Consider the following 24964-nt stretch of genomic DNA (forward strand, 5'->3'; position numbering starts at 1 on the left):
AAAGTTCTCGTTTGTTGGGGTTTAACGCCTCGTAAGCAATTCGCCTTCCGGAAGGACCCACGGTCTTATTCTCTGAGGTTGAACACTGGTCGATCGAAGTCCGTTATTGCCCCATATATCCCTGAGCCGGATGTCAAACAAATCAATCTCCTCACTCGGTCATGGTGCCAACTACGCTTAGTACTACCGCCCGAACCCCAGCCACACCTTGCTGATTTATGGGGTCTGGTGACGCTGCGTTGTTATCCCGTTCTACTATAGCGCCGTTATCAACTCGCCGCAGGTTGCCATCCCTATCCTTATAACACGCTATCTTTTTTTGACTACTTGTGGGTGCGGGTTCTGATTTTTCGCTGTCGACGGACTTCTTATTCCTTAGTGCTTTCAAAACGAGTTGATCCCATCGGTCGCGGAGCTTCGCTCCGCTCAGGACGTTGCCTTTTTCAAAATCGTCGGCTGTGACAAATCTAATTACTTTCTCGATGAGGGCCGCCTCTTGACGATCCAAGCGAATCAGCTTATCTATATCGAGAGCCCAGAGTTGTATTTGTTGCTCACGCTTTCTATCCGTCAAGACGTGCAGTTTGCTGTTCGAGTTTTGCTTGAGAATTTCATCAAATAATACAGCAGATAGCCGGTAGGCGTCAGCCTCCGACGGAAAGGTTTTTGTACATGTCTTTAGACTGTCTTTGTTGTCTTTGGAAGCGCCTTTAGGCGCTTGTCGTGAATTGTTGTCTCTTGAGAGTTTGGCAGTTCCACCGTTACCTTTTTGGGTAATGACCGTTACCTTTTTGGGTAATGGTTTCCACGTTTCAGAATCCCCATTTATTGCGTACTCTTTCTTGCTCGTTGGCTTCTTGCGCAGTGAATCGTTACCTTTTTGGGTAATGATTATCAGATTCATCACCAGGAGATTGTTTAAACCGCGAAGAACATGAACTTTTGAAAGCCCGGTTGCATCTTGGAAATCGGTGAGAGAGATTAAAGCCGATGTGTCATTCCACCCATAAGTTTTGTCTATGACACAGTCAAAAACCTGTCGAGCTTCTCCTGGAATCCTGAGTTTAACCAGGCTCCTGAAAATATCATTAGGGATGCGCAGGAAGCCATCGTTAAGTTGTGGGTTGGCCATTATGCGCACCTCAAGTATAGATACAAAAAGAAGGCAGACAATCTCATGTTGTCTGCCTTCCGTCTGCCTCGTTTTATGGGGGTAGATGAGCTATAAGTTGGTGGCGCTGTAAATGGTAAACGAAGAAGGTGCGGTTCGAGCCTACGGGGCAACAGTTGAACAATCATAGTCGTCAGGAATAAAGTGTCTGGGCCATCGCTTCTCTTACATCGCACTTTGTAAAAGGGCGTTACTGGCGTTTTACTGGCGGTTTTTGAGAGAATTGTTATTTGCAAGTTACTGAATTTATTAATGGTGAGTGGCGGAGAGGTAGGGATTTGAACCCTAGGTACGGTTTTACCCGTACACTCGCTTAGCAGGCGAGCACCTTCGGCCATACTCGGTCACCTCTCCGCGGCGTGGACAAAGTATACCGATTTGAAGTATAAATTGCAATAAATGAACAACGGGCAAGCATTCGATATACTGCAGAAAAGACATGATCTTCTAAGAAGTATGAGGACCTTCTTCTACGACCGGGGATATATCGAGGTAGAGACGCCAAACCTCATGGGAACGGCTGTAAACGATCCCAACATAGACCCTCTTTACGTCTTTGTGGGCACAAAGGGGCCGTTCTTCCTCCATACCTCGCCCGAGATGGGCATGAAGAAGCTCTTGCCCACGGGACACAGGCGGATTTTTCAGATATGCAAGGTCTACCGCGTGGAGGACCATCAGGAGGTGCACAGTACAGAATTCACCATGCTCGAGTGGTATCGGGAGGGCACCTACACGGAGGCGATGAGCGAGACGAATGAGCTCGTCTCGCATGTGGCACGCGATCTCGCGATTAAAGAGAGGGAGGAGCTTCAAAAACAATTTGACGTCTATGACCTGGAAACGCTTTTTCGCGACAAGACCGGCATAGACCCTTTTCATTTAGGTCGGGATGAGCTCTTTGAACGGATGAAGATGAGGGGTTTTTCCGGCATCGATGAGCACGACGATGCGCTCGGCCTTTTGCTCAAGCTCTACGTTCAGGAACTGGAAACCGCCATGCCGAAGCGCGCCCCTTATTTCATCAAGGATTGGCCCCGGTTAATCTCCACCATGGCCAAAGAAAAGGCCGACGACCCGACCAAGGTAGAGCGTTTCGAGCTCTATATCAGAGGTATCGAGATCGCTAATGGATACACGGAGCTCATCGATCCGACTATCCAGAAAAAACGCTTTGTTGACGATCGGAACGAACGAAGACGTCAAAGTAAAGCCGTTTTCGATATAGACGAAGGCTTTCTTCACGCGCTGTCCATGCTTCGCGGCTCCTATGCAGGCGCCTCTGTGGGGGTGGACAGGCTAATCATGGCCCTTTTCAACAAGGACTGTATCGATGACGTAATCCCCTCTCGTCTCAAGGGTTGACGGTATAAAAGAGGATACCCATGTATTCTCGCATCGCAGTCTCCACCAGTGCAAGGTTTTCGGCGCTGGGCAAAAAACTCAAGGGATCGTAAGGGCCGCGTGACGTCTTGAAATCCGTGGGAAATGGGAGTATCTGCGTAAAACGCCTGCTAAAGAGCATATAAGACCTTTTCATGTGGTAAGCGCTCGTGATGAGCACGATCTTTCTGAATTGATACTTGTCGGCTATCTCTCTCACATACCGGGCGTTCTCATAGGTATCCATGCTCTTTCCTTCCATGATGATGTCCTGAGAGGCAACCCCCAATGAGACGAGAAACCTCCTCGCCACCTCTGCCTCCGGCGTTTTGGTGAATACCATGCCGCCGGAAAAGATGATCGGCTTTTTTGCTATCAAGTAGAGTCTGTACGCCGTTATGATCCGAGCCAGGGCGCTCGACCCGATCATGCCCACTCCATTGATATCAGGCGCGTTTTCGTTTATCCCTCCGCCGAGCACAACGTAGACATCGCCGGTCTTGACCTCTTCCAAAGAGGCCGGCCGCTGTGCGTCCTCGAGGGGTACGATGAAAAGATCGGCTGTAGGGTCGATGCTCAGCATATAGATCAGGACCGCGAGCGCGATCACGCAAATCTTGAGCCGCTTCTTCATAAACAGGGCAGCAACGATGAGGATCACTACGATAAGACCTACAGGCAACAAAATGATGGTAAGGATCTTTTTGAGGACGAAACCCGTCAACGCTCACCCACCCTGGCCCTTAACCATGCTGTAACATCACGACGCTACAGGCGCACGCTTCGCCGAAAGGGTTCACTTGAATCGCGCGATGGCTTCCCTGATTTTTGGCACCGCGTTCTGTGTGGCCTTGATCCCTTCTTCAATAAGCAGTTTCTTTTGAGAGAAATCAAACATGGAAACGCCCTTGGTATCAGGCTCGATCAGTATATCGGCCTGTCGCACCTTGGTTTTGTTATTCTCGTGCATCATGATATTGATCGACTGGGCGATCACATCGATGGCAGATTCGATGTCGTTATCCTTTATATCCCGCTGCAGGTTCACGGCGATGATTATGTCAGCGCCTTTGGATCGCGCGATATCGCAGGCCACGTTGTCTGTGACCCCGCCATCAACGAGCATCCGGTTTCCAAACATTACCGGCACAAAGATCCCGGGTATGGCGAGAGATGCGTGTACCGCTTTGGCAAGGGCCCCTTTTTCTAAAGTGACGGTTTCCCCGGTATTCAGGTCTGTGGCCACAGGATAAAAGGGTACGCGCGTATCCTCGACCCTTCTCGCCTTGGTGTTCTGTTCCACAAATGCTTCGAGTTTTGTGCCTTGCACGGGACCGAGTTTTGAGGCGACGATAGAAAAATCCAGGATGTCACCCCGTTCTATTTTGGAAGCGGCCCACTCGAGCTGAAAGCTGTCCGGGTTCGATGCATAGAGCGCCCCGATCAGGCTTCCCACGCTCGTTGCCACAATCATGTGGATAGGTATCTTTTCCTGTTCGAGCACACGAATCACACCCACGTGGGCAAACCCTTTAGACGCACCCCCTCCGAGGACCAGGGCGACTTTGGGTTCGGCCTTTGTTGTAGATTGTGGCCGGGGGGCCTTGGTCTGGCAGGCACATAAGAGGAGCGCAACGACGCACAGGAGAACAAAAAACTTTCTAATAACCACTTCTCTGTCCCACGTAAGGATTGTAGACTTTCTCCCGCCCGATAGTGCTTTTCGGGGTATCACCATAATTATGACCGGGGGCCACAATCGTATCGTCCGGGAGAGTAAAGAGCTTGGTGTGTATCGACGATACGAGCGTATCCCATGAACCGCCTCCGAGGTCGGTCCTGCCCACGGCGCCCACAAAGAGGGTATCGCCGGTAAAAACCATGCCGTTGTGGTAGAGACACATACCACCAGGGGAATGGCCCGGCGTATGAATTACTTTTAATGACGTCTCACCGATGGTAATGAGATCGCCATCTTTCACGGTGATATCGGCGGGCGGCGACGGCTCTCCGCCGAGTGCGGCGATGAGCTGCAGGGGCTGATGGATAAGTCCCTCGGCGTCATCTTCGTGGATGATGATTTTGGCACCGGTGGCCTGTTTCATCCTCTTATTGCCCATAGTATGGTCGCCATGGCTATGCGTGTTGACAATGTATTTTATGACGTATCCCCTGCTTTCCGCTTCCTTAAGCAGGCGTTCGGTCTCTGCCGCAGGATCAATGAAGAGCGCCTCTTTTGTCACCTTGCAGGCGACGAGATAGGCGAAGATGGCCATATTTCCTACTTCGATTTGCTTTACGAACATTCGGACCTCCCGTCCAGTTAATCTAATACTTTTTCGTGCTCTTTATCAAATTTTTTGATAATATCTTAGGCCGCATGGGAAAGATAGCACTGAGGGAGGAGAAATGAAGCCTGTCTACGTGGAAGCGAGGGACCTTCCGGATGCCTGGTTCCAGTGTATCTATCGGATATTCGAACAGGATGGGGTTCACGAATACGTCATCGACCGCGGCTCCTTCGAGGGCCACAAACGGCGCGAGTTTGATCTTGTCATGGCCCATATCAAATACCCTGGGACCCATCCGCTCATACCCGATATCCCGTCAGAGCTCGGCATTCCTGCGCCCACATCCATGGAATACGTTGAGGAATATCTCCAATATCTCATGACTGACAAGAAGGCCGAGAACGAACTCTACACATACGGTGAGAGGCTTACAAATCCCAAGGTGGTATTAGGCGGCGAGGAGCATGTGCTGGGTCTTAACCCCGTGCAGGAAGTGATTGAGATCTATAAGAAGGGAAAACAGGGGACGAACCAGGCGATCATGGAAATAGGCATGCCTCAGGACATCATGCTCGAAGACCCGCCCTGCCTGCGCCTTATCGATACGCGGCTCATGAACGGCAGGCTCCACTTTGTCCTCTATTTTAGAAGCTGGGACCTCTGGGCGGGGTTTCCCTCAAACCTCGCTGCCATTCAGCTTCTCAAGGAATACATGTGTCAGGAGATCGGCGTGGAAGACGGGACCATCACGGCGGTAAGTAAGGGTCTTCATCTCTACGAATATACCTTCGGTCTTGCCCTGCAGCGGCTTCGAAGAGAATAGGAAGGGGTTATAGTTGCCGCTCTTCGGGGGCCATATTATTGTACATCTCCCGAATCACGGTCGTAAGTTTTGAGATGTCGCTCGATTCGTCAATCAAGTGTGTCTTGAATGTTGCCGAGAAGGCGTCAAAGACTGAGACAAAGAGAAGCTCGGGCGTAAGCGGCGCAAGCTCAATGAAGACATTCTCACGGTGACGGATGAGGATCCCGTAATAGCAAGGTTCTACGGCCGTATCTTTGCAATTGCGCGTTATATATCTTATGAGTTCATCGACAATGTGGAGAAGCCTGTCAGATGAAAGTCTCCGCAGATGTCCCTTAACTGAGGGCGCTCGAAGATTCACTCTCATGTCAAGCTCAAATCCATCGGGTGCGGCTTTTATCTCTATCCGATTAAGCAGCATATCGAGGTTTCGGGAGTGGTCTATTATCTCGGGGAAGCTAAAGGAATCTTTTTTCCAGAGCACCTCAAAAACCGCCGCGGCTTTCTCTCTCGCATGCCCCGTCTCCATCTCGCAAAAAAGGTTTCTTCTGAGCGTCTTGTCGTAGAAGTTTTCCATGCCTCTCCGTTCAATCCGGCTGTCAACGGCGAGCGCCCAGATTTGGTTATATCGCCTCCTGACTGACGGTTCTCTCCATCTGTCCGGCACGTGCTCTTCACTGTAGAGAAAGGCCGGGTTCAACACATCGGCAACGTAGAGAAGAAGCCTGTAGATTCTCGCCGCAATAAACTTTTCGTCATGCCAGATCGTGGCCTTCACATCAAAGGGATCCCGGCCGTCTACGATGATCTTCTCGGACCAGGGGGATGCTGCGCTTTCGATGACAAGGTTTCTTATGGAAGAGCGGATGCCGAGTTCTTCAATCGCCGCGAGCCCAATCTGTGTACTATCTATCACGGGTGACCTCGGGTCTTATTGACCGGGTTTTGCCGGGTTCGTGGCGGGCGATCCCACCCGGGCGAGCGATTGAGCTGCCGGTTAGAACTCGCCTTCCAGGCCGTAGAGTTCCAGAAGGAGCGCCTTTGCTTTCATCCACTGCGAATCACGGCCGGTTGAAAAGGGCGCTGTCTGCATGAATTCGACGAGGCATTTTCTTGCCTTCTCTGTTTCCCCTCTTTTGGCATAGAGATATCCAAGATTAAAGGTAGACGAATTGTAGAGTGTGGCGTATCGTGGCATCAATTCACCGATGCGTGTGAGCTTGATGAAGAGATCTTCTTTGTCTTTCTGCGGCAGAGATTGATCACCCACCGCCTTCTCGTATTGCGCCTTCACAGCCTTTAGTGTGGAGAGTACGTCGTCGGCATAATCGTGTATCCTGAGCATAATGCTCAGGGAATTATCAAAATCGCCCTTTTTCACGAAATCTTCGACTTTTTTCTGGTAAGCCTTGAGGTTCCCATCGTTGATGACAATATCTTTTTCTTTCTGGACCGGCTTTGCTTCGGGCTTCGCCTTTTTTGAGGCAGCGAAAGTGAGAGGGGGAGCGGTCATGGCAAGGATCGAAAAAGCCAGAAGAACAAGGAAGACGGGGAGCACGTGAGAGAGGAGCCTTCGACCCTCGTTGCTCACACAGCGGCTGCGTTTTGGCGAAACATGATCCATATGATCCCTTTCGTACTCCGGGCAGGAGATGACCCATCCGAATATCGTTATGAAGAATGCATATGGCGGTGCAGGGAATTGAACCCCGGACACTGCGGATATGAGCCGCATGCTCTAACCATCTGAGCTACACCGCCACGGACAATTGATATATGACACAATGCCTTGATTTGTCAAGATAAATCAGTCCGTGACCGGGGTCGTTTACGCACAACAACAGACCTTGCGAGAGACAATTTGACGTTGCCTCACGGAAGAATAAAGAGGTGTGATGAGCATCCTACATAAAGAGGTCAAAATATGATATTAATAATGGCAGGACCACGCAAGATGCAACTCAAATTCATCGTGCCAAAAATCGCTCCAAATCAGGAAAGGGATCGATTTCTCACGGAAACTATGGGGGAATGCTGGCATGAATATGATCCCGATTCACCTGTAATGGCGCTCTGGTTCAAAGGCTATACCTGTAAGAAGTGTGGGGAATTCCTGTTCGGCAACAACGATTTCTCCACGCTGGAAGATTTCATGAAGCTTCTCAACTGGGCCGGCAATCAGGAGGCATTAAGCTCCATAGTGTCGCAGTTTGAACCGAGATATTTCGTCAAAGAAGAGACAGGGTTTCGGGCGAGAAAGCGGTTCGCCGACGTCTTGTACGGGCTACTCTCGACGGCAAGGAGGAAGAAGGGAAATGCTGAGCGATAAGGCGCTTGACCGCTACGCGGACGTCCTTCTCTGGGGACTGGCAACAGCGAAGAAACGTGCTTTCAAGAAAAACGAGATTATCCTGCTTCAGTATGAATTGCCCGCGCTAAATCTCGCCGAGATTCTCTATGGAAAAATACTCGATCTTGGCATGCACCCCATCCAGCGTCTGGGGCTCACCTTCGGCATGGAGTACAATTTCTTTCGAAAGGGTAACGAGAAACAGCTCACCTTCTGGCCCCCCGGCGAAAAAGAACTCTACAAAAACATACATGGCAGAATATTCCTGAGGGCACCCACCTCACTCACACACCTCAAAGACATCGACCCCATGAAGATCGGAAAGGTCCTGGTTTCACGAAAGCCGCTTAGGGACATCCTTGATAAACGCGAAGCAGAGAGGCTCTATAGCTGGACGCTTTGTACGCTGCCGACCTCTGAATTAGCGAGACAGGCAAAGGCATCGCTTACTCAGTACACGGAGCAGATTATCAAGGCCTGTTACCTTGACCGGCCCGACCCTGTGGCTGAATGGAGGGCCATCCACACAAACGTAACGGAGATTAAGAAATGGTTGAACTCCTTGAAGGTCAAATCATTTCACATGGAATCAAGAAACATCGATCTTACTGTTACACCGGGAGAAAGGCGCAAATGGGCAGGCGTATCCGGCCATAACATCCCCAGTTTCGAACTCTTTTTCTCGCCCGATTGGCGCGGAACGCAAGGGACCTATTTCGCCAACCTGCCATCTTTCAGGACCGGAAATTACGTGGAAGGGGTCCGGCTCAGGTTCGTCAAAGGCGTTGCAACAACCGTTGAAGCAAAGGTCGGCGGGGAGTTCGCACAAAAACAACTCCTGATGGATCAGGGTGCATCGCGTGTCGGAGAATTTTCCCTGACCGACAGGAGATTTTCACGTATCGATCGCTTCATGGCCGACACCCTCTTCGATGAAAACTTCGGTGGAAAACACGGAAACTGCCACGTTGCGCTCGGGGCGTCTTATACAGATACGTATAACGGGGATCCGGCAGAAATGACACCTGCCTTGAAGAAGAAGCTCGGTTTTAACGACTCTGCCCTGCACTGGGACCTCGTAAATACCGAGGACAAGATCGTCACGGCACATCTCACGAGCGGCAGAAAGATCGTCATATACGAGGGGGGCGTGTTCAGATATTAGTGGCGAGGGCTGCCGGGCGACTTTATCCTTCACGCATCGGTTTTCTTTCTCTTGTGCAACTCGGATTATTCTGGTAAGCTTTTTTTCGTAATAAATTGCTTGGGAAGGGTAAGCCCATGAATATACTGCAGGCAATAGGCAACACGCCACTCGTAGAACTTGAGAACATCAACCGTAACCGGTCCGTCAGGGTTCTCTGCAAGCTCGAGGGATGCAACCCCGGAGGATCAGTAAAGGACCGGCCGGCCCTCTACATGATTAACAAGGCAGAAGAACGGGGAGAGCTCACAAAAGACAGGATCATTCTGGAGCCGACTTCAGGCAACACGGGCATCGCTATCGCCATGATCGGCGCCGCAAAAGGCTACAAGGTCGAACTCTGTATGCCTGAATGTGTAAGCACGGAGAGAAGGCTCATTCTTCAGGGTTTGGGCTCAGAAGTCTTTTTGACCCCGGCCAAGGAAAATATCGACGGCGCCATCCGAAAGGCGCTCACGCTCCTTCAAGAGGAACCGGCAAAATACTATATGCCAAACCAGTATGAGAATCCCGACAACGTACTCGCCCATTTCGAGACAACCGGTCCGGAGATATACCGACAGACCGACGGGAATATCGACTATTTTGTGGCCGGCATGGGAACTACAGGCACACTCATGGGCACAGGAAGCTATTTGAAATCCAAAAAACCCGATGTCAGGATCGTGGGCGTTGAACCTGTCATGGGCCACACCATCCAGGGATTAAAGAACATGACCGAGTCCATAGTCCCGGCCATCTACAGGCCCGCTCGGCTCGACGCCAAATACATGGTGGAAGACGGGGAGGCCTTTGAGATGACAAGGCTCCTCGCTCAGAAGGAAGGCATATTCGTGGGGACATCGAGCGGAGCCGCCGCTTCGGTGGCTTTGAAGCTTGCCTCTGAAATCGATCACGGCACCATCGTCGTGCTCCTTCCTGACCGGGGGGACCGCTACTTAAGCACCATGCAGTTTAGATCGATCTGTGCAAAGTGTCCGCCGTGACGGACGAGAAAAGCTCGCTGGTGTATTAAAGCAGTATCCCTCTATTTCTTGAATATTTCCTTGAGAAATTTTTTCATCTCAGCCCAGGACTTCGTGTCGGCGCTCGCATTATACCCGATCGGCATATTGAATTCCTTAGCATAGTTGTCAGCCTCCGGGTTAGTAAAGCTGTGCATGGCCCCTGGGTACAGGATGACCCTGAAGTCTGCACCGGCGGCCTTCATTTCTTGTTGGAATTGTTCCACTTGTTGCGCGGGCACGAATTTGTCGGCGTCTCCCTGGAGCACGAGTATCCTGGCCTTGACTAGCCCGAAAGCCGCCGGTCGAACCGCGGTCAGGCTCCCGTGAAAACTTACCACCCCTTTGAGATCCGCACTCTGTCTCGCCATGTTGAGCACCACTCCACCTCCGAAACAGTAACCGATGGCTGCGATCTGCAACGGATCCACCGTGGGCTGCGATTTCAAAAGATCCATGGCGGCCAAAAAACGCGCCTTGCCCGTCTCGAAATGATTCATAACCTCAGACGATAATTGCGTCGCCTCCTGGGGCGTCTTAGCAACCCGGCCGTCGCCATACATGTCCACGGCAATGGCCGTATATCCGAGCTCGGCGAGCATTCGTGCCCGCATGCGCGCATAGTCGTTGAGCCCCCACCATTCCGGGACCACAAGCACCCCGGGGCGCTTACCTTTCATATTTCCGTTGTAGGCCAGATACCCCTCTAACACCGTGCCTTCCGCATTATAGGTCACGGTCTTTTCTGCAACCTTGGGAGCCGCATTTCCGATGCCCGTGGAAACAACCATGGCAAACACGGTTAAGACCGTTATTATTCGGTATTTCATAGGGACCTCCTTGTAAACGGATCGATACTTTTTAGGATCTCACCCCTGGTTTTGAAATTAAGTATTCGTGGGCTGATGTGCAAGAGTGTTTGGCGTTAAGCGCCGGCTAGAGGCCAAGCCGGCTCGTCAGTTCCGTAAGTATCTGCGCCGACCTTCCGTAGAGTGATACATCTGCAACGGCGGAGAGCGGCGTGGGCTCCGTGTTGATCTCGATGACAAATCCGTCGTGGTGTTTCACCATCTCTGGAAAGGAGGCCACGGGATAAACCACACCGGACGTGCCCGCCACGATCAGGGTGTCACACATTTCAACGGCTCGTATCGCCCGATCCAGTGCGTCGGAACATAAGGATTCCCCGAACCAGACCACGTCAGGCCTGAGTAATGCCCCGCATGCACATAGCGGCGGAATGACAGAAAGCGGCACCTCGGTGAGCATCGACCTTGTCGAATCTCTCACGCACCGCACCCTCCAAAGGTTGCCGTGAATCTCGACCATACGGGTGCTTCCCGCCCTGGCGTGCAACCCGTCCACATTCTGTGTAACAAGCAGGAAATCGTGAAAGGCCTCTTCCAACGCTTTGATCGCTTTATGCCCCGGGTTTATGTCCGCCTTGCTGATGATGGCCCTTCTGAAGTCATACCATTTCCATACGGTTACGGGATCGCGCTCGAAGGCCTGAACAGTGGCGAGGTCCTCAGCACGGTGGTTTTGCCATAATCCGTCTTTTCCCCTAAAGGTGGGAACACCGCTTTCCTGAGAAATTCCTGCACCGGTAATAACGAGGAGGAATTTTGTCGTGGCGAGCGCCTTGACTGCGCGATCGGTTGGTGTCATGCATCACGTTTCATTGAGGGCATCAAGCAAAGCCTGAACCACGTCCTCACTGATCGCGCCTCGCTCTCTCGCCATCTCACAGGCCACCTCTGAAAGTGCTCTATAAACCTTCGTGTTGAGCTCCATACCCTTCATGGATTGGAGGTGGGCTTTGACCGTTTTCACGTCGCCCCTCACCACAGGCCCGGTGAGAGACTGAAGGGGGCCCTTGCTCTCGATGTTCTTGAGGGTCGCCCTGATGATAGGGAGGAATGGTGCAAAGTCCACGTTAATTTTGTCCATAAGACCACGGCCGGCATAGAACAGTGCGCACAGAAGGTTACAGACAAAAACCGCTGACAGATGATAGAGTACCTTGTCTTCACCTGCGATGGTATAAACCCTGGCCCCTAAATGTTCACCGAGAATCGAGAGCGTGGCAAGGGCTTTCTCGTCTCCCTCAACGAAGATGCAGGTCTCAGGCAGAACGGCCACAGCGCTCTTAATGTCTGGAAACGTCTGAAGAGGATGAAGCGAACCGAGAAGAGCCCCTTTTTCGTCAAGGGGCTTAAGCAGAGAAGACGGGTCGGCCCCGCTCGTGTGAAAAATGAGTTTTCCCTCGAGGCTTTTCGCTTTTTCATATATCTCTTCTGCCACCCCCTGAATGGCCCTGTCCTGTGTCGTAACGGCAACAACATCCGAGGCATGCACCACGGACACGTTGCTATCCGTATAGAGTATGTCCTTTCCCAAAAACGTCCTCGCTTGATCGAGCGAGGATGCGAGCCTGTCCGAGATCGCCGTGACATCGAAGCCTTTGTGTTTCAACGTATAGGCAAGGGATATTCCGACCTTGCCCGCGCCGATGATCCCAATTTTCATTTTTCAAAAACCTCCCTGGGAAGAACAAGGATGTTCCGCAGGATCTCGAGGGCCTTGCCGCCGATAGTGCTTGTCAGGCTCGGTGTGATATCCGGATCAATAAGGGGCCCCTTTACATTATAGGTTACGTACAAAAAGCCTTTCCCCCGCTGTTTCAGGATGCTCCTGACAATCGGGATCTTGTCGATCGTACGATCGATAGCGATAAGTGGAGATACCTGAAGCGTGGCGTTCACATCCTTCTTATTCAGATTAAGATCGCCTTTACCGGTAATGACCATTGAGGAACTATCGAGAAGGAAATTCGTGGTGTTGAACACGCCTTTATTCACGGCAAATGCGCCGCCGAGTTTGTTATATTTCAGGCCTTCCCTGTTAAAATTCACTTTGCCTTTGAGAAGATCGTAAACGTTGAGCAGGCCGAAAATTTTGGAGAGCAGGTTCCATTTCCTGATAATGCCGTTTTCACTGTAGACGGTTACATTGCCGCTTAAGTTACCGATGAGTTCCGTCCTGTTGTCTCCTTCAGATTTGAGGTCACCATATATGAAGCCGCTACCCACGATATCCTCAGAGGTATTACCCAGCGCTTCGAGAAGGGGGCCGCTCTTTATCCTGTCAAGCCTGCCGTTCACGTAAACATAGGGAGATTTTCCGGACAGATCAACGATGCCCTCCAGTTCCGTACGGCCGTCAAATATGGCCGATCTGCATTCGGAAATGCTGATTTTTCTATCGACCATGACGCCCGTGATATCCAAATCCTTAACGTTTACCCTTCCAAACACGGCCTCACGTGCCTTAAGAGACAGGTCTCCATTTGCACGAGCGAGAATGCTATTCTGAGGTATCAGGAGACTTCCGTGTTGCCTGCCTCCTGCAAAATCCCGAAGATCAAAACGGTCCATATCGAGTGACAGAGAGAATTGCGGGTTTTCAAGGCCGTTAATGCGGAGCCTGCCCCTCTTGACCTCGCTTGTCCCGCAGGCAAGCCCATTCACCTGGAGATCGTAGGAGCTTCCCTGGAAATCCACCAGAAGGTTCATACGGTCGAGGGGGTTTGATAAGCCGGGTATGCGCAGAGAGCCGTCCTCTATCTTCAGGTAGCCCGTCATATTGGGAAGTTTTTCAAGCGGGAATTGAAGATCCTTGACCGCCACGTTGAGCGATACGTCTCCTTTCGTGGTTTTTTGAGGCAAAAAGAACATATCCGCCACCCGTCCCACGTCGTGGGCATCGAGAGAGACCTGTGCATCGATCTTTCTTAAATCCTTTATCACGCCCTTTCCGCTCACTCTGATAATGTCGAGCTGATACGTAAAGTCATCGACCACGACGTCAGTCTCCTTTTTTGAAAAGCTGACTCTGGCCTGACTTTTCACGCCCTTTTCCTTTTTCACGTATGGAGGTATTTCAAAAGCGAGGTCGTCCATATTCACGTCGCCCCTTGCAGCGAGAAGGCCGTTGTCGAATCGGAAGCTCCCGTCGATTTGGAGTATCCCGGTAGTCCGAATAGGCAATTTAACAAAAGGACGAATGTGTCCGGTGTCAAGCATGCCCCTGACCGTGAAATCGAGATTCTTCTCACCTACTGTGCCTTTGCACATAAGCTGAGTTGTGCCCTCCTTATCCACAATGAGCGGATCAAAGGTCACCTCGTCGTTTAAGAATTTGTAGGAGCCGTGTGCTGAAAAAGCCGTCTCTTTCCAACTGACCTTGCCGCCGGTAAGCTGTCCCGAACCGCGAATGTTTGCGTTCGAGCCGCGACCAATCTCCACCTCCGCAGAGCCGCCCGTGGTTCCGTCTGAAAAACGAAGCCCCTTGAGGTCAACAAAAGACGGCATGTCTTTAAGGTTTAATGTGTATCTGCCGCTTACCTTTATGGCTTTGTCCCGGTTATACGGTATGGTTCCATTTACCCCGTTAAACGCGCTTGTTTTATATGTTCCCTGGATGTCAGAGATATTCACCCGCGACGTATCAAGGGAAAGCCGCCCCTTTATATTGTTGAGATACATGTCCCTGTAGGATAGCCCGACGTCCTTGATCTCAAGCTCCGCTGTGGTGGGACCCTTATACTCATCGCGCAGCATTACGGCCCTCACTTTACCCGTTTTCAGGGCATCCCAGACATTCTTGAGCGAATATCCCGAAGTGGCATAATGGGCTACGTCCTCGACATCGAGATAATCTGACGTGAGCTCGAGGGATGCATATTTATAGTGATCAAGACGGATGTTCAAGGTAAGAGGGGTTTGCTTATAGTACGCCTCACGAATCTTCAAATCTACGGTGCCGGCCTCGGCTGAGAGCCATACTTCGGCCTGAACCTTATCAATGGCCAGGGGCTTATCAAGCCACGTGTCGCTCAGTTCAAAGCCGCTCGCGACAGCCTTCCCTTCATAGGTAAATACATTATCCTTAAAGGCAATCGTGCCGGCCCCGTTCACGGTTCCCTTGAGAATCTTATCGATCCTTGCAAGATTAAAGGAGCTAAATTCGATATCTCCTCTGAGGTCCGTCAAACGCTTGTTGTACGTGCCCTCCCCTCGAATCTCCACGGCTCCGATGTAGTCTCCGTTGTGAACATGTGCCTCGAATTTAAGCTTGTCTCCGATGTTCACGTTCCATACCTTCACATCGTCGATCCCCACGGAATGTCCGGAAACGGTGAGGGCGCCGTTTTTCATCTCGATAAGCTCCGCGGGAAACGTGAAGAGGCGTTCCTGGCGCTCGATGGGGTTGACTATCGCATCAAAATCGGCTACGCGGATATTTTCGAAATAGATGCCTTTGGCCACATTGATGACAAGATCGCACCGCTTCACCACACCCGTGACGTCGCCATCCAGACGGATTTCGCCCATTCGGATATCGAGACTTGTGCCCTCGCGCACGAGTTCGACCCGAGCTACCGTCGCCCTGGTGTTTGTCGCCCTGCTAATCACATAGGAGAAGAAGCGGGGAAGGTTCATGAAGGCGGCAAGGCCGATGAGGCCGATGGCGGAAAGAAGGATAGCGGAAAAAAGTAGTCTTCTTCTTTTCATGAAGGCGTCCGGGCGAGCGCAAACAATATTACTTCGCCGGCAGAGCGCGCAATGAGACAGCGGGACGCCTCCCGGGCGGTATATCCTGGGGTGAAAAGATCGTCTACGAGGAGCACCTTTTTGCCCTCGATGCTACTCTCGTTTCTCACGCTGAAAATGCCTTTTACATTCTTTCTTCTCTCTTCTCTGGATAAGAGATACTGGTCCCTGGTTTTCTTTGTTTTCACGAGAACCGACGGGTATATGCTTTTGCCCGTAATTTTGGCGATCTCTTCTCCGATGATAAAAGACTGATTAAATCCCCTTTCCATGAGCCTTCTCCACGTGACAGGAATGGGAACGATTACATCGAAGCTGTGAGCGATTCCGCGAATCTTGGCCTCGATCAGGCGCACGAGCAATCGACCCACGTCCCTTCTGCCTCGAAACTTGAAAGCGTGGATTGTATCCCGGAGTTTGTCTTCGAAATAGAACCCGAAGTAGCCGTGGCTATATGTCCTCTTTTGTTCCATGCAGGCACCGCAGAGAATGGTCTTGCCGATCGGCCTGCCGCAGATCGGACAGGCCTCCTTTTGATCGACAATCCGGAATGAATCTATGCAGGTTTCGCAGAGCGCGCTTCCCGGCGTATTGCATGCTCCGCAATACAGGGGATAAAAGATGTCCAGGACTGATCTAAGGAGGTTATGCACCGTACTTGTCGAGCTTCATTCCATGCGCCAGTGCGAGGGCCATCAATTGTTTACTGTAGATAGTGCCCACACTGCCCATAAGGCAGTTCTTTTCATGAAATGCGAGGGAGTCTCTTTCGCCCGTTTTTGTTGCGATCATGAGAGGCACCGGATGCCAGCTGTGTCCTTTTAGCGGGCAGGGCGTGGAGTGGTCACCGGTGATGACGAGGACCTGCGGATTGAGCCTCATGATTTCAGGCACGATCTTATCGGTGCTCTCAATTGCCTTCACCTTCTCGGGGAAATTTCCATCCTCTCCGGCAAGGTCAGTCTCTTTTATATGGATGAAGAAGAACTCGTAATCATGGTAATTCTCTTTGAGGATCTTTATGGACTCGCCATAGTCTCTGGGCTCATGTTTCACGTCCATGCCGAGGACCTTGGCGATACCCCGATACATGGGGTATGTCGCGATGGCAAGCGCCCTCAACCGATACTTCTCAGGAAAAAGAGGTATGTTGGGTTTCTCGGAAAAACCGCGTAGCAACACACCATTTGCCGCTTTTTCATTTTTCAAAAGATCGAGAATCTTGCGGATAAAGGTATTTATCACCTGCACGGTAAAGTCGGCCTTCTTCTCCTTTGCGGTGGCGTACGCATATGGTCTATTATCTTTGTGTGGATCCGCGTCGGTCAGCTTATCGGAAAGTCCCCTGCCCCTCAGTACCATGGCGAACCGATGGGACTTGCCGGGTTTGATGATGATTTTTACGCCTTCGATCTCGGGGGTGCTCGAGGAAATAAGAGCGCAGAGGCGCTCTGTCTCTTCCGTGGGGATCCTTCCCGCCCTTCTGTCGGTCACGATTCCGTCTTTCACCGTACAGAAGTTGGCCCTGGCCGCTATGTCTCCGTCCTTTAAGTCCATGTTGAGACCCAGGGCTTCGAGTACACCGCGACCGATTTCCTGCGTCACGGGATCGTAGCCGAAAAGACTCAAGTGGCCGGGACCGCTTCCCGGAGTTACTCCCATGCCAACAGGAAGCAGACGGCCAAGCACACCGCTTTCCAACGCGAGGGCGTCGATATTCGGTTTCTCTGCCGCCTCCAGCGGCGTCTGGTAGCCGAAGGAGGGGTTGGGAATATCGCCAAGTCCGTCAAGGACGAGAAACACGATTTTGTTGTCGTTGGCAAGCGCAATATCTTCGATCATGCTACTCTCCCTGACTCCAGTCTTCGCCTTCGTATATCACCCTCAGCTCGGTGGTATCGGTATGGAGGAACTCCTCCTTCTTCACGTTGACCGTGTTCCAGCTGTTACAGCTCTCGCAGAAATCGGTCCATTCGGCCTTTATGGCCTGACATTTCGTGCAGACAAAGGGTATATAGACCTCTTTCATGGGAAAGGCCTCTCGGAACTCCGATACGGCCTCTTCCATTTCTCCCCTGTGGATATAGGCTTCTGCCATGGCCCTGTGCAGCCCTCTGAAGTCTTCTCCTTCAGCGATCAAGGTATTGAGCATATCGATGGCTTCGTCGATCATCTCTAATCTCAGGCACAGCCTCGCATAGAGAAACGAGATGAGATGGTCCCTGGGCGATAGGTCTAAGACCCTTTGGTAGATCTTGAGTATGGCCCCGGGGTCTCCCCGGTTGATGTAAAGGTCTTCCATCCTGAGGAGGAAAATGATGTGGCCCGTTTTTGTATAGCCCCGCCCGTAGACCCTTCCTGCCTCATTTAACTTGTCCATCTTCTTGTAGGCTTCAGCCAGCAGAAGATATGTCGGGATAAACCGTTTATCTTCCGCGATAAGCTCTTTCAACTTGTCGACTATCCTGTCGGCGTTCTGGGAAAATCTCTCGTTGAAGAGGGCGAGCGTCTTTTCGTACTGAATGCCCACGAACCGCCTCTTCTCATCTTCCGTCTTGATAAATTTCCGTATCCTTTTTTCAATTTCGTAGGCCTCGTTCCACTCTTTCTTCCACACGTAGAAGTCCCTGAGTATTCTCAGGGCATCGATATTCGATTCGTTGATTTTCAATACTTCTTTCAGGATAGGTTCGTTCTTTACGTAGTCCTTGGTCGTGAGGTTTACCCGAATCTTTTTGAGCAGGATGACTTCATTCTTACCCATATTCGTTTCTGCGACGCCCAGTATTTCCAGTGCTTTATCGTACTCTTCCATGGAAACATATATGTCTGCGAGCGCCACATAGGCTTCGTCCCTGTTGGGCGCCTGTCTCGTCAGCTTCTCAAGCTGTTCTATGGCGCGGGTGCGGTCACCCCGCATATCATAGGATTTTGCCCTCTCAAACAGTTCCTTGAACTCCCCTGTTTTCTTTTGATGTCTTCCTGCTATGAAGCTGTTGATCGTGCTTTTGATGTCATAGAAAAAGCTGACGATGATGGATACAATAACCCCAAGTATAAAGGAGAAGACAACGAAGCTCGCCACCGACATCTCAATGGGCGACCCGCTCCAATAGTTGAACTTCACCGGATCAGGGTTCAATATGGACAGGAAAAAATAACAAAGACTGAACAGCAGGCAGAGTAGAACAACTATCTTCAGCTTCATTCCATCAAATTCCCTTCTGCTCCATTTGTCTCTTACATGTTATACAATACCTTGCTACAGGATTTGCTTCAAGTCTTTTTTCGCTAATTATCTCTTCACACTCTTCACATATTCCATAGGTACCTTTTTCCAGCTTGTCGAGGGCGTTGTCGATATCTTTCAGGAGGGTAAGATCGTTGTCGCTGATACTCATAAGGATATCGGCCGTATAGGTGTTGCTCGCAGCATCAGCCATATCCTGAATGCCGTCCGTTCCGAGATTATAGGAATCTTCCTTTAGCTTCTTGGCCTTATTTAATATGTCTTGCCTCATCTTCAGGAGCCTTTTTCGGTAAAGGTCACGTTCCTTTTTCTTCATTCTCCACCTCTGCGTACTTTTTTTCGTTTTCTATCCTATATCTTTTCGCCTCTATCCACAGGCTTTCCAGATCATATAATTCGCGCAGCTGTTCAAGAAAGACATGCGCAACGGTATTCTGATAGTCGATAATCACCCATCGTCCCTCGCGATAGCCTTCAACGCTTGAGGGCTTTATCCCGCGCTCTTTCATTCCCGTCCCAATGTTGTCCGCAATGGTCCTCACATGGCGTTCGCTCGTTCCGCTTGCAAGCAGGAAGTAATCCGCAAGGTCGGTAAGATCCGCGAGTTTCATGATGACCACATCTTTCGCTTTCTTTTCGTGAGCCAGCATACCACATTTTTCTGCTTGTTCGAAGGCATCCACTTATGTTCTGTACAGCCCCCTCTCAATAATGATCCTCTCCACGGAGGCGGGAACAAGATACCTTATCGACCGGCGCCTCTTCAAGAGTTCTTTTATCTTTGTCGATGAAATGTCCATCTGCGTAATATCGTGGAAGTAAATGTTCTTGCCTGATGCATGCTCGAACACGGTCTCTCCGACTTTCTTTACGTCCTTCTTAAGATATCGGGGAAGCTCGGCCAGGGGCGCCTTCCGGGTGGCCATGGGTCTCGTCATCACGATAAAATGCGCATGATGAAACAGTTCCTTATAGAGATGCCACGTCTTAATCTCGGAAAAGGCGTCTATGCCGATGAGAAAGTAAAGTTCCCTGAACCGCTTGCCGAAGTGCTGCAATGTGTCGATCGTATATGAAGGACCTTGCCTTATGGCCTCCACCTGAGAGATTCTGAAGAATTTGTTGCCCTTGAGCGCCGCTTTCACCATACGGAGCCTCTCATCGGCATCCGTAATCGCCCGTCCTCGTTTGTGTGGGGGTACTCCGCTGGGTATGAAATAGATTCTCTCCAGGGAGAAATCTTGCCGGATCTCCTCTGCGACACGAAGATGTCCCACATGGATCGGGTCAAAGGTTCCTCCGAACAGGCCGATTGCCATTGTGTCCTCACGTCCTCAGCTGGCCATCGCCAAAGGCGATGAATTTTGTAATAGTCAACTCCTCAAGACCCATGGGCCCGAAAGCATGGAGTCTTGTGGTACTGATACCCATTTCGGCCCCGAGTCCGAGCTGGAAGCCGTCGTTCAGTCTCGTAGAAGCATTGACAAGGACGAGCGAGGAATCGAGCTCCCTCACAAACATCCAGGCGCGCTGCAAGTTTTCCGTGACAATGGCCTCGGTGTGGCTTGATCCGTATTTTCTGATATGCGCGATGGCTTGGGCCACGTCTTTCACGATCTTTACGTTCAGTCTCAGATCAAGGTATTCTTCATACCAGTTGGCCTCCTCTGCCCTGGCTATGTCCTTAACGATCCTTACGGTTTTCGGACAGCCCTTGAGTCTTACGCCCTGCTCCTTCAAGCGCTGCGCCATCTGTGGCAAGAAGTCCTTTGCGATGGCCTCATGCACGAGGAGCGTCTCCATGGCGTTGCAGGTCGCAGGTTTCTGCGCCTTTGCGTTGACACATATACCGTATGCCATCTCGAATGAAGCGGACTCGTCCACAAAGATGTGACAGACCCCTTTGTAATGCTTTAACACCGGTATCCTCGATTGCTCGACGATATTCCTGATGAGCGCCTCGCCTCCTCTCGGTATGATAAGGTCGATATGCTCATCCATTTTGAGCAGGCTATAGATGTAGTCCCTGTCCGCGGTCTCTACGAATTGCACGACATCGGGGTCGATGCCGGAGCTGTTGAGGGCCTCACGAATCAGCGTGTAAAGGGCGAGATTGGAATGGTAAGCCTCTGAGCCGCCCTTCAGTATCACTGAGTTCCCACTTTTCAGGCACAGTGAGAAGGCCTCGACGGTCACATTGGGCCGCGATTCGTATATAATGAGAATAACGCCGATGGGGATTCTCATCCTTCCTACCAAGAGCCCGTTCGGCCTCTTCCATGTCTTCACGATGTCTCCGACAGGGTCAGGCAGGTTTGCGACGTCACGAAGGCTTCCCTGCATTTCCCGGATCAGCTTATCGTCAATCCGGAGCCTGTCGATGAGACTCTTGGCCAGGCCGGCCTTCTCAGCAGCCTTTATATCCTTTTCGTTCTCCGTCAGAAGGTAAGGCTTTTTCTTGGCAAGCAGTTGCTCCAATCGTGCAAGGACTTCATTCTTCGTCTTAGTGCTCGCATGGGCGAGCATGCTTGAACATGCCTTGGCCTTTTGCGCGAGCGCCTCCGCTTTTTGCGCGTGATCGGTTCTTTTCATATAATCACCATATTATCTCTATGCACAATTTCTTCCGTGTATTTATATCCGAGCTTCCTTTCTATATCAACACTTTTCAGACCTTTTATCCTCTCAACATCGGACGATGAATAGTTTGTAATGCCCTTTGCGACGACCTCTCCGCGTGCGTTTTTGAGCTCGATGCACTCGCCGCTCGTAAAAGCGCCTTCTGTCATGACCACCCCGGACGGAAGGAGGCTTTTCCCGTTATGGACGAGCGCGCGCTCCGCGCCTGCGTCAATATAGAGCGTGCCTTTGGGTTTGAAGGCAAAGGCGGTCCACCATTTTCTTCTCGCGAGTTTACGCTCGGGCAGAAAAAGAGTCCCGATCTCGCTGCCTGTGGTCACCTTCACGATCACGTCTTTTTTCGTCCCGAGGACAACTCTGGTCGGTATGCCATACCAACCCGCCTTTTTCGCCGCTTCCAGCTTGCTTGCCATACCGCCGACACTCTTCTCGCTTCCCGTACCTGTGGCTACCCGCTCTATGTCCTCGTCGATCTTGGCAACGACCGGGATCATTGAGGCATGGGGGTTCGTGTTGGGATCACAGTCAAAGAGTCCCTCCACATCGGAAAGAAGCAGCAGCATATCGGCGTCGGCGATCTGAGCGATAAGCGCCGAAAGATTGTCATTATCGCCAAATTTGATCTCCGTAAATGAGAGGGCGTCATTCTCGTTGATAACCGGTACGATGCCCATGGTGAGAAGGGTGTCAAGGGTATTCATGAGGTTGATACATCTTGTCCTGTTCTTGATGTCCTCGTGAGTGAGAAGGATTTGCCCCACTTTCATATCCTCTCTCTCAAAATTTTCGCGGTACATCTTCATGAGTAGTACTTGTCCGATGGAAGCCAGTGCCTGCCTTTTCGCAATCTCTTTGGGCTTCTTTGCGAGGCCCACGGTTTCCATTCCGCAGGCGATGGCGCCGCTCGAGACGATAATAACGTCAATATTCATGGCCTTGACGGCTTTTACCTGCCGGGCGATATCCTTGATCTTACTGGTCGCGATCTTCTTGCCATCGTCGACAAGGACCGACGTTCCGATCTTCACAACGAGTCGCTTGATGGGGATCTCATTTGTCTTGAGCCTGTGCATCGTGTCCCTTCGTCAGTTTGCGCAATCTTTCATGACCCCGGCGGTGGCGCTTGTAGAAATGAGTTTCTTCAATTCGCCTATCGCGAGGCCTTTGAGCGCACTCACCTCCACATGTCGTTCCATTTTCTCGTCGAAATACATCTGCCATGCCTTGAGCATACTTTCTGCAACAAGATCGATCTTGTTGAGCACGATAATCCTTTGTTTTCGGAGCAACTCTCCGTTATACGCCTTCAGTTCATTAAGCAGCGTATCGTAGTCTCTCTTGACCGTGGGCGAGGACGCATCGATAACTATGAGAAGCATCTGAGTTCGCTCTATGTGCTTCAAAAATGTGAGCCCCAGACCCCTGCCTGTCGAAGCCCCGTGAACAATGCCGGGAATATCGGCGATGACAAATGTCTTCTCCTGATGTTTAAGCGCGCCGAGAGCCGGGGTTAGTGTGGTAAACGGATAATCACCTACCTTGGGTCTCGCGTCGGTCAAACGTGAGATGAGGGTTGACTTGCCCACATTGGGAAGCCCCACGAGACCCACGTCAGCGAGGAGCTTGAGCACGAGTTTCAACTCGCGTTTATCGCCCTCTTCGCCTTCATCATGTTCTGTGGGCGCCCTGTGCGTCGCCGTTACAAAACGGGTATTACCCCTGCCGCCCCGTCCGCCCTGTGCGACGACATAAGACTCCCCGTCCTTCGTGATACTCGAAAGAATAGATAATTCCGGCCCTTCGTAGATGATGGTTCCGAGCGGCACGTAGATCACCCGATCCAAACCGTCTCTGCCTGTTCTGTTGTTTGCTCCGCCGGCTTTACCGCTTTCCGCTTTGTAATTTCGCTTATATTTGAAATCGAGAAGACTCGCCAGATCCCTTTTTCCGGTTACGATTACGTCCCCTCCCTTTCCGCCATCGCCGCCATCAGGTCCGCCTCGCGGAATAAACTTGGCTCTCCTGAAGCTTATACTACCCCGACCGCCTCGTCCTGCCTCAACATAGATAGATGCTTCATCAACAAATTTCATCAAATAGGATCGACATGGGCCCTTCTCTTGTCGCCTGCCGAATCAAAATTCACGATCCCGTCAATCAAAGCAAATAAGGTATTGTCCCTTCCCATACCGACATTCTTCCCCGGATGTATCCGTGTCCCATGCTGCCTTACGATGATATTTCCGGCCTTGACCTTAGTACCGGCGTAAATCTTCACGCCAAGCCTCTGGCCTCCGCTGTCTCTTCCATTCCTTGAACTGCCGCCGGCTTTCTTATGCGCCATGTTACGCCTCCATTATGATCTTTTCTATGAGTAGCTCTGTATAGAACTGACGGTGCCCTTTTTTGACCTTGTAGTCTTTCCGTCGTTTATGTTTGAATATGGTCACCTTTCTCAAACGCCCCTGCGCCACGACCCTTCCGTTTACATAGGCGCCGTCAATAAAGGGGTGACCCACAACCGTTCCATTTTCCCCGTTTATGGTGAGCACATTATTGATCCGTATCTCTTCGCCTTCAGGGGCTTCGATCTTTTCGAGCTTCACTTTCTTCCCCTCTTCAATTCTGTACTGCTTGCCGCCGCTTTCAATGATTGCATACATAACGTGCTCCTTACCTTTATTTGAAAAAAAGCTAAATATATTATGATAATCAGCGCGCAAAAGTCAACAGAATGTTGATCCACCGATTAATGATAGATGTCCGACTCGAATCAGCAGGGTCCGGTCTTACTGAAATGAACAACACGAACGGGAAGAGTGCGCCGATCCTGCTACCCCTTTTCTTATTGCGCGTGAGGGCCTTATTGTGGTATTTTTCAACACATGGATGAGTTTTATCGTATTTCAAGGCTGCCGCCTTATGTTCTCGGCATAGTTAGAGATTTGCTCATCGAGGCGAGAAGGCGCGGCGAGGATATCATCGATCTCGGCATGGGAAACCCCGATCTCGCCACGCCCAAGTATATCGTGTCCAAACTCGTCGAGGCCGCCAGAAATCCCAGAAATCATCGCTATTCGGTAAGCCGGGGCATCCGTAAGCTCAGGGTCGCCGTTGCCGGCTGGTATAAAAGAAAATACGATGTGGACGTAGACCCCGATGAAGAAATCGTTGTTACCATGGGAGCAAAGGAGGGCATAGGGCACCTCGTGCTTGCCACAGTAAGCCAGGGAGAAATCGTTTTCGTCCCG

At 51.1% G+C, this 24964-nt stretch carries 27 protein-coding genes and 2 tRNA genes; 6 read left to right on the forward strand and 23 right to left on the reverse strand.

The genetic code is table 11. The features are described from left to right. Positions 1-151: 151 nt before the first annotated feature. On the reverse strand, positions 152-1132 hold the full coding sequence (locus VMT62_00870) for a replication protein (GenBank protein ID HVN94958.1): 981 nt from the start codon (positions 1130-1132) through the stop codon (positions 152-154). Positions 1133-1431: 299 nt separating this feature from the next. Beyond that, positions 1432-1525 (reverse strand) — tRNA-Ser (locus tag VMT62_00875). A gap of 45 nt (positions 1526-1570) precedes the next feature. Between VMT62_00875 and VMT62_00880 the strand changes: the two genes are divergently transcribed. Further along, entirely contained in the window at positions 1571-2536 is a 966-nt protein-coding gene (locus tag VMT62_00880; GenBank protein HVN94959.1) for an amino acid--tRNA ligase-related protein, read from the forward strand. Here VMT62_00880 and VMT62_00885 read toward each other — a convergent pair. The 3 genes from VMT62_00885 to VMT62_00895 all read right to left on the reverse strand — a co-directional run bounded on the left by VMT62_00885 (position 2526) and on the right by VMT62_00895 (position 4860). After that, entirely contained in the window at positions 2526-3278 is a 753-nt protein-coding gene (locus tag VMT62_00885) for a YdcF family protein (protein ID HVN94960.1), read from the reverse strand. The genes VMT62_00880 and VMT62_00885 overlap by 11 nt on opposite strands. Positions 3279-3350: 72 nt before the next feature. Further along, positions 3351-4226, reverse strand: coding sequence for a patatin-like phospholipase family protein (locus VMT62_00890; GenBank protein ID HVN94961.1), 876 nt, complete (start codon positions 4224-4226; stop codon positions 3351-3353). Beyond that, positions 4216-4860 (reverse strand): MBL fold metallo-hydrolase, encoded by a 645-nt coding sequence (locus tag VMT62_00895; GenBank protein HVN94962.1) that lies wholly within the window; start codon positions 4858-4860, stop codon positions 4216-4218. Before VMT62_00895 ends, VMT62_00890 begins: the two co-directional genes overlap by 11 nt. Positions 4861-4963: 103 nt before the next feature. Between VMT62_00895 and VMT62_00900 the strand changes: the two genes are divergently transcribed. Then, positions 4964-5668, forward strand: coding sequence for a thymidylate synthase (locus tag VMT62_00900; protein HVN94963.1), 705 nt, complete (start codon positions 4964-4966; stop codon positions 5666-5668). A 7-nt stretch (positions 5669-5675) separates the two neighbouring features. Here the strand turns inward: VMT62_00900 and VMT62_00905 are convergent, their stop codons facing one another. The 3 genes from VMT62_00905 to VMT62_00915 form a co-directional block, all read right to left on the reverse strand. Next, the gene (locus VMT62_00905) at positions 5676-6566 is read right to left on the reverse strand and encodes a hypothetical protein (protein HVN94964.1); all 891 of its coding nucleotides are present in this window, start codon (positions 6564-6566) and stop codon (positions 5676-5678) included. Between the two features lie 81 nt (positions 6567-6647). Beyond that, the gene (locus VMT62_00910; GenBank protein ID HVN94965.1) at positions 6648-7274 is read right to left on the reverse strand and encodes a hypothetical protein; all 627 of its coding nucleotides are present in this window, start codon (positions 7272-7274) and stop codon (positions 6648-6650) included. Positions 7275-7337: 63 nt separating this feature from the next. Next, positions 7338-7411: transfer RNA gene (locus VMT62_00915), tRNA-Met, on the reverse strand. Positions 7412-7574: 163 nt separating this feature from the next. On the opposite strand from VMT62_00915, the gene VMT62_00920 reads away from it, so the two are divergent. From VMT62_00920 to VMT62_00930, 3 genes are all read left to right on the forward strand, one after another. Next, a complete protein-coding gene (locus VMT62_00920; protein ID HVN94966.1) occupies positions 7575-7979 on the forward strand; it encodes a hypothetical protein in 405 nt (134 codons plus the stop codon). After that, on the forward strand, positions 7966-9165 hold the full coding sequence (locus tag VMT62_00925; GenBank protein HVN94967.1) for an aminopeptidase: 1200 nt from the start codon (positions 7966-7968) through the stop codon (positions 9163-9165). Before VMT62_00920 ends, VMT62_00925 begins: the two co-directional genes overlap by 14 nt. A gap of 116 nt (positions 9166-9281) precedes the next feature. Next, positions 9282-10190 (forward strand): cysteine synthase family protein, encoded by a 909-nt coding sequence (locus tag VMT62_00930; protein ID HVN94968.1) that lies wholly within the window; start codon positions 9282-9284, stop codon positions 10188-10190. Between the two features lie 41 nt (positions 10191-10231). On the opposite strand, the gene VMT62_00935 is transcribed toward VMT62_00930, so the two are convergent. The 15 genes from VMT62_00935 to rplU all read right to left on the reverse strand — a co-directional run bounded on the left by VMT62_00935 (position 10232) and on the right by rplU (position 24376). Continuing rightward, a complete protein-coding gene (locus tag VMT62_00935) occupies positions 10232-11038 on the reverse strand; it encodes a dienelactone hydrolase family protein (GenBank protein ID HVN94969.1) in 807 nt (268 codons plus the stop codon). Positions 11039-11144: 106 nt separating this feature from the next. Then, entirely contained in the window at positions 11145-11876 is a 732-nt protein-coding gene (locus tag VMT62_00940; GenBank protein ID HVN94970.1) for an NAD-dependent deacylase, read from the reverse strand. Positions 11877-11879: 3 nt separating this feature from the next. After that, positions 11880-12737: a Rossmann-like and DUF2520 domain-containing protein gene (locus tag VMT62_00945; GenBank protein ID HVN94971.1), complete on the reverse strand. Its 858-nt coding sequence runs from the start codon at positions 12735-12737 to the stop codon at positions 11880-11882. Next, positions 12734-15784 carry an AsmA-like C-terminal region-containing protein gene (locus tag VMT62_00950; protein HVN94972.1) on the reverse strand — a complete coding sequence of 1017 codons (3051 nt, stop codon included), beginning with the start codon at positions 15782-15784 and terminating at the stop codon, positions 12734-12736. The genes VMT62_00945 and VMT62_00950 overlap by 4 nt, the downstream gene beginning before the upstream one ends. Then, a complete protein-coding gene (locus tag VMT62_00955) occupies positions 15781-16476 on the reverse strand; it encodes a ComF family protein (protein HVN94973.1) in 696 nt (231 codons plus the stop codon). The genes VMT62_00950 and VMT62_00955 overlap by 4 nt, the downstream gene beginning before the upstream one ends. After that, a complete protein-coding gene (locus VMT62_00960; protein ID HVN94974.1) occupies positions 16469-17665 on the reverse strand; it encodes a 2,3-bisphosphoglycerate-independent phosphoglycerate mutase in 1197 nt (398 codons plus the stop codon). Before VMT62_00960 ends, VMT62_00955 begins: the two co-directional genes overlap by 8 nt. A gap of 1 nt (position 17666) precedes the next feature. After that, positions 17667-19031 carry a tetratricopeptide repeat protein gene (locus VMT62_00965; protein ID HVN94975.1) on the reverse strand — a complete coding sequence of 455 codons (1365 nt, stop codon included), beginning with the start codon at positions 19029-19031 and terminating at the stop codon, positions 17667-17669. Positions 19032-19035: 4 nt separating this feature from the next. After that, positions 19036-19389, reverse strand: coding sequence for a TraR/DksA family transcriptional regulator (locus VMT62_00970; GenBank protein ID HVN94976.1), 354 nt, complete (start codon positions 19387-19389; stop codon positions 19036-19038). Then, entirely contained in the window at positions 19370-19723 is a 354-nt protein-coding gene (gene rsfS / locus VMT62_00975; GenBank protein HVN94977.1) for a ribosome silencing factor, read from the reverse strand. The genes VMT62_00970 and rsfS overlap by 20 nt, the downstream gene beginning before the upstream one ends. A 33-nt stretch (positions 19724-19756) precedes the next feature. Further along, complete coding sequence (gene nadD, locus VMT62_00980) at positions 19757-20392, reverse strand: nicotinate-nucleotide adenylyltransferase (protein ID HVN94978.1); 636 nt, start codon at positions 20390-20392, stop codon at positions 19757-19759. A gap of 7 nt (positions 20393-20399) precedes the next feature. Beyond that, positions 20400-21665, reverse strand: coding sequence for a glutamate-5-semialdehyde dehydrogenase (locus tag VMT62_00985; GenBank protein HVN94979.1), 1266 nt, complete (start codon positions 21663-21665; stop codon positions 20400-20402). Then, a complete protein-coding gene (gene proB / locus VMT62_00990; GenBank protein ID HVN94980.1) occupies positions 21662-22786 on the reverse strand; it encodes a glutamate 5-kinase in 1125 nt (374 codons plus the stop codon). Before proB ends, VMT62_00985 begins: the two co-directional genes overlap by 4 nt. A 12-nt stretch (positions 22787-22798) precedes the next feature. Further along, on the reverse strand, positions 22799-23806 hold the full coding sequence (obgE, locus tag VMT62_00995) for a GTPase ObgE (protein HVN94981.1): 1008 nt from the start codon (positions 23804-23806) through the stop codon (positions 22799-22801). After that, a complete protein-coding gene (gene rpmA / locus VMT62_01000) occupies positions 23806-24057 on the reverse strand; it encodes a 50S ribosomal protein L27 (protein HVN94982.1) in 252 nt (83 codons plus the stop codon). The genes obgE and rpmA overlap by 1 nt, the downstream gene beginning before the upstream one ends. Position 24058: 1 nt before the next feature. Next, positions 24059-24376, reverse strand: coding sequence for a 50S ribosomal protein L21 (gene rplU / locus VMT62_01005; GenBank protein HVN94983.1), 318 nt, complete (start codon positions 24374-24376; stop codon positions 24059-24061). A 222-nt stretch (positions 24377-24598) separates the two neighbouring features. On the opposite strand from rplU, the gene VMT62_01010 reads away from it, so the two are divergent. Next, a partial coding sequence (locus VMT62_01010; GenBank protein HVN94984.1) for an aminotransferase class I/II-fold pyridoxal phosphate-dependent enzyme occupies positions 24599-24964 on the forward strand: 366 nt, incomplete at its 3' end.

The organism is Syntrophorhabdaceae bacterium (assembly GCA_035541755.1).
GTDB lineage: Bacteria > Desulfobacterota > Syntrophorhabdia > Syntrophorhabdales > Syntrophorhabdaceae > PNOF01.

Coding starts and splice junctions, on each gene's coding strand:
- VMT62_00925 (HVN94967.1), top strand. CDS start 7,966: ATGCTGAGCGATAAGGCGCTTGACCGCTACGCGGACGTCCTTCTCTGG.
- VMT62_00940 (HVN94970.1), bottom strand. CDS start 11,876: ATGACACCAACCGATCGCGCAGTCAAGGCGCTCGCCACGACAAAATTC.
- VMT62_00880 (HVN94959.1), top strand. CDS start 1,571: ATGAACAACGGGCAAGCATTCGATATACTGCAGAAAAGACATGATCTT.
- VMT62_00960 (HVN94974.1), bottom strand. CDS start 17,665: ATGATCGAAGATATTGCGCTTGCCAACGACAACAAAATCGTGTTTCTC.
- VMT62_00895 (HVN94962.1), bottom strand. CDS start 4,860: ATGTTCGTAAAGCAAATCGAAGTAGGAAATATGGCCATCTTCGCCTAT.
- VMT62_00985 (HVN94979.1), bottom strand. CDS start 21,665: ATGAAAAGAACCGATCACGCGCAAAAAGCGGAGGCGCTCGCGCAAAAG.
- VMT62_00950 (HVN94972.1), bottom strand. CDS start 15,784: ATGAAAAGAAGAAGACTACTTTTTTCCGCTATCCTTCTTTCCGCCATC.
- rplU (HVN94983.1), bottom strand. CDS start 24,376: ATGTATGCAATCATTGAAAGCGGCGGCAAGCAGTACAGAATTGAAGAG.
- VMT62_00870 (HVN94958.1), bottom strand. CDS start 1,132: ATGGCCAACCCACAACTTAACGATGGCTTCCTGCGCATCCCTAATGAT.
- VMT62_00920 (HVN94966.1), top strand. CDS start 7,575: ATGATATTAATAATGGCAGGACCACGCAAGATGCAACTCAAATTCATC.
- rpmA (HVN94982.1), bottom strand. CDS start 24,057: ATGGCGCATAAGAAAGCCGGCGGCAGTTCAAGGAATGGAAGAGACAGC.
- VMT62_00970 (HVN94976.1), bottom strand. CDS start 19,389: ATGAAGAAAAAGGAACGTGACCTTTACCGAAAAAGGCTCCTGAAGATG.
- VMT62_00930 (HVN94968.1), top strand. CDS start 9,282: ATGAATATACTGCAGGCAATAGGCAACACGCCACTCGTAGAACTTGAG.
- nadD (HVN94978.1), bottom strand. CDS start 20,392: ATGGCAATCGGCCTGTTCGGAGGAACCTTTGACCCGATCCATGTGGGA.
- VMT62_00965 (HVN94975.1), bottom strand. CDS start 19,031: ATGAAGCTGAAGATAGTTGTTCTACTCTGCCTGCTGTTCAGTCTTTGT.
- VMT62_00935 (HVN94969.1), bottom strand. CDS start 11,038: ATGAAATACCGAATAATAACGGTCTTAACCGTGTTTGCCATGGTTGTT.
- VMT62_00945 (HVN94971.1), bottom strand. CDS start 12,737: ATGAAAATTGGGATCATCGGCGCGGGCAAGGTCGGAATATCCCTTGCC.
- rsfS (HVN94977.1), bottom strand. CDS start 19,723: ATGCTGGCTCACGAAAAGAAAGCGAAAGATGTGGTCATCATGAAACTC.
- VMT62_00910 (HVN94965.1), bottom strand. CDS start 7,274: ATGGATCATGTTTCGCCAAAACGCAGCCGCTGTGTGAGCAACGAGGGT.
- VMT62_00900 (HVN94963.1), top strand. CDS start 4,964: ATGAAGCCTGTCTACGTGGAAGCGAGGGACCTTCCGGATGCCTGGTTC.
- proB (HVN94980.1), bottom strand. CDS start 22,786: ATGCACAGGCTCAAGACAAATGAGATCCCCATCAAGCGACTCGTTGTG.
- obgE (HVN94981.1), bottom strand. CDS start 23,806: ATGAAATTTGTTGATGAAGCATCTATCTATGTTGAGGCAGGACGAGGC.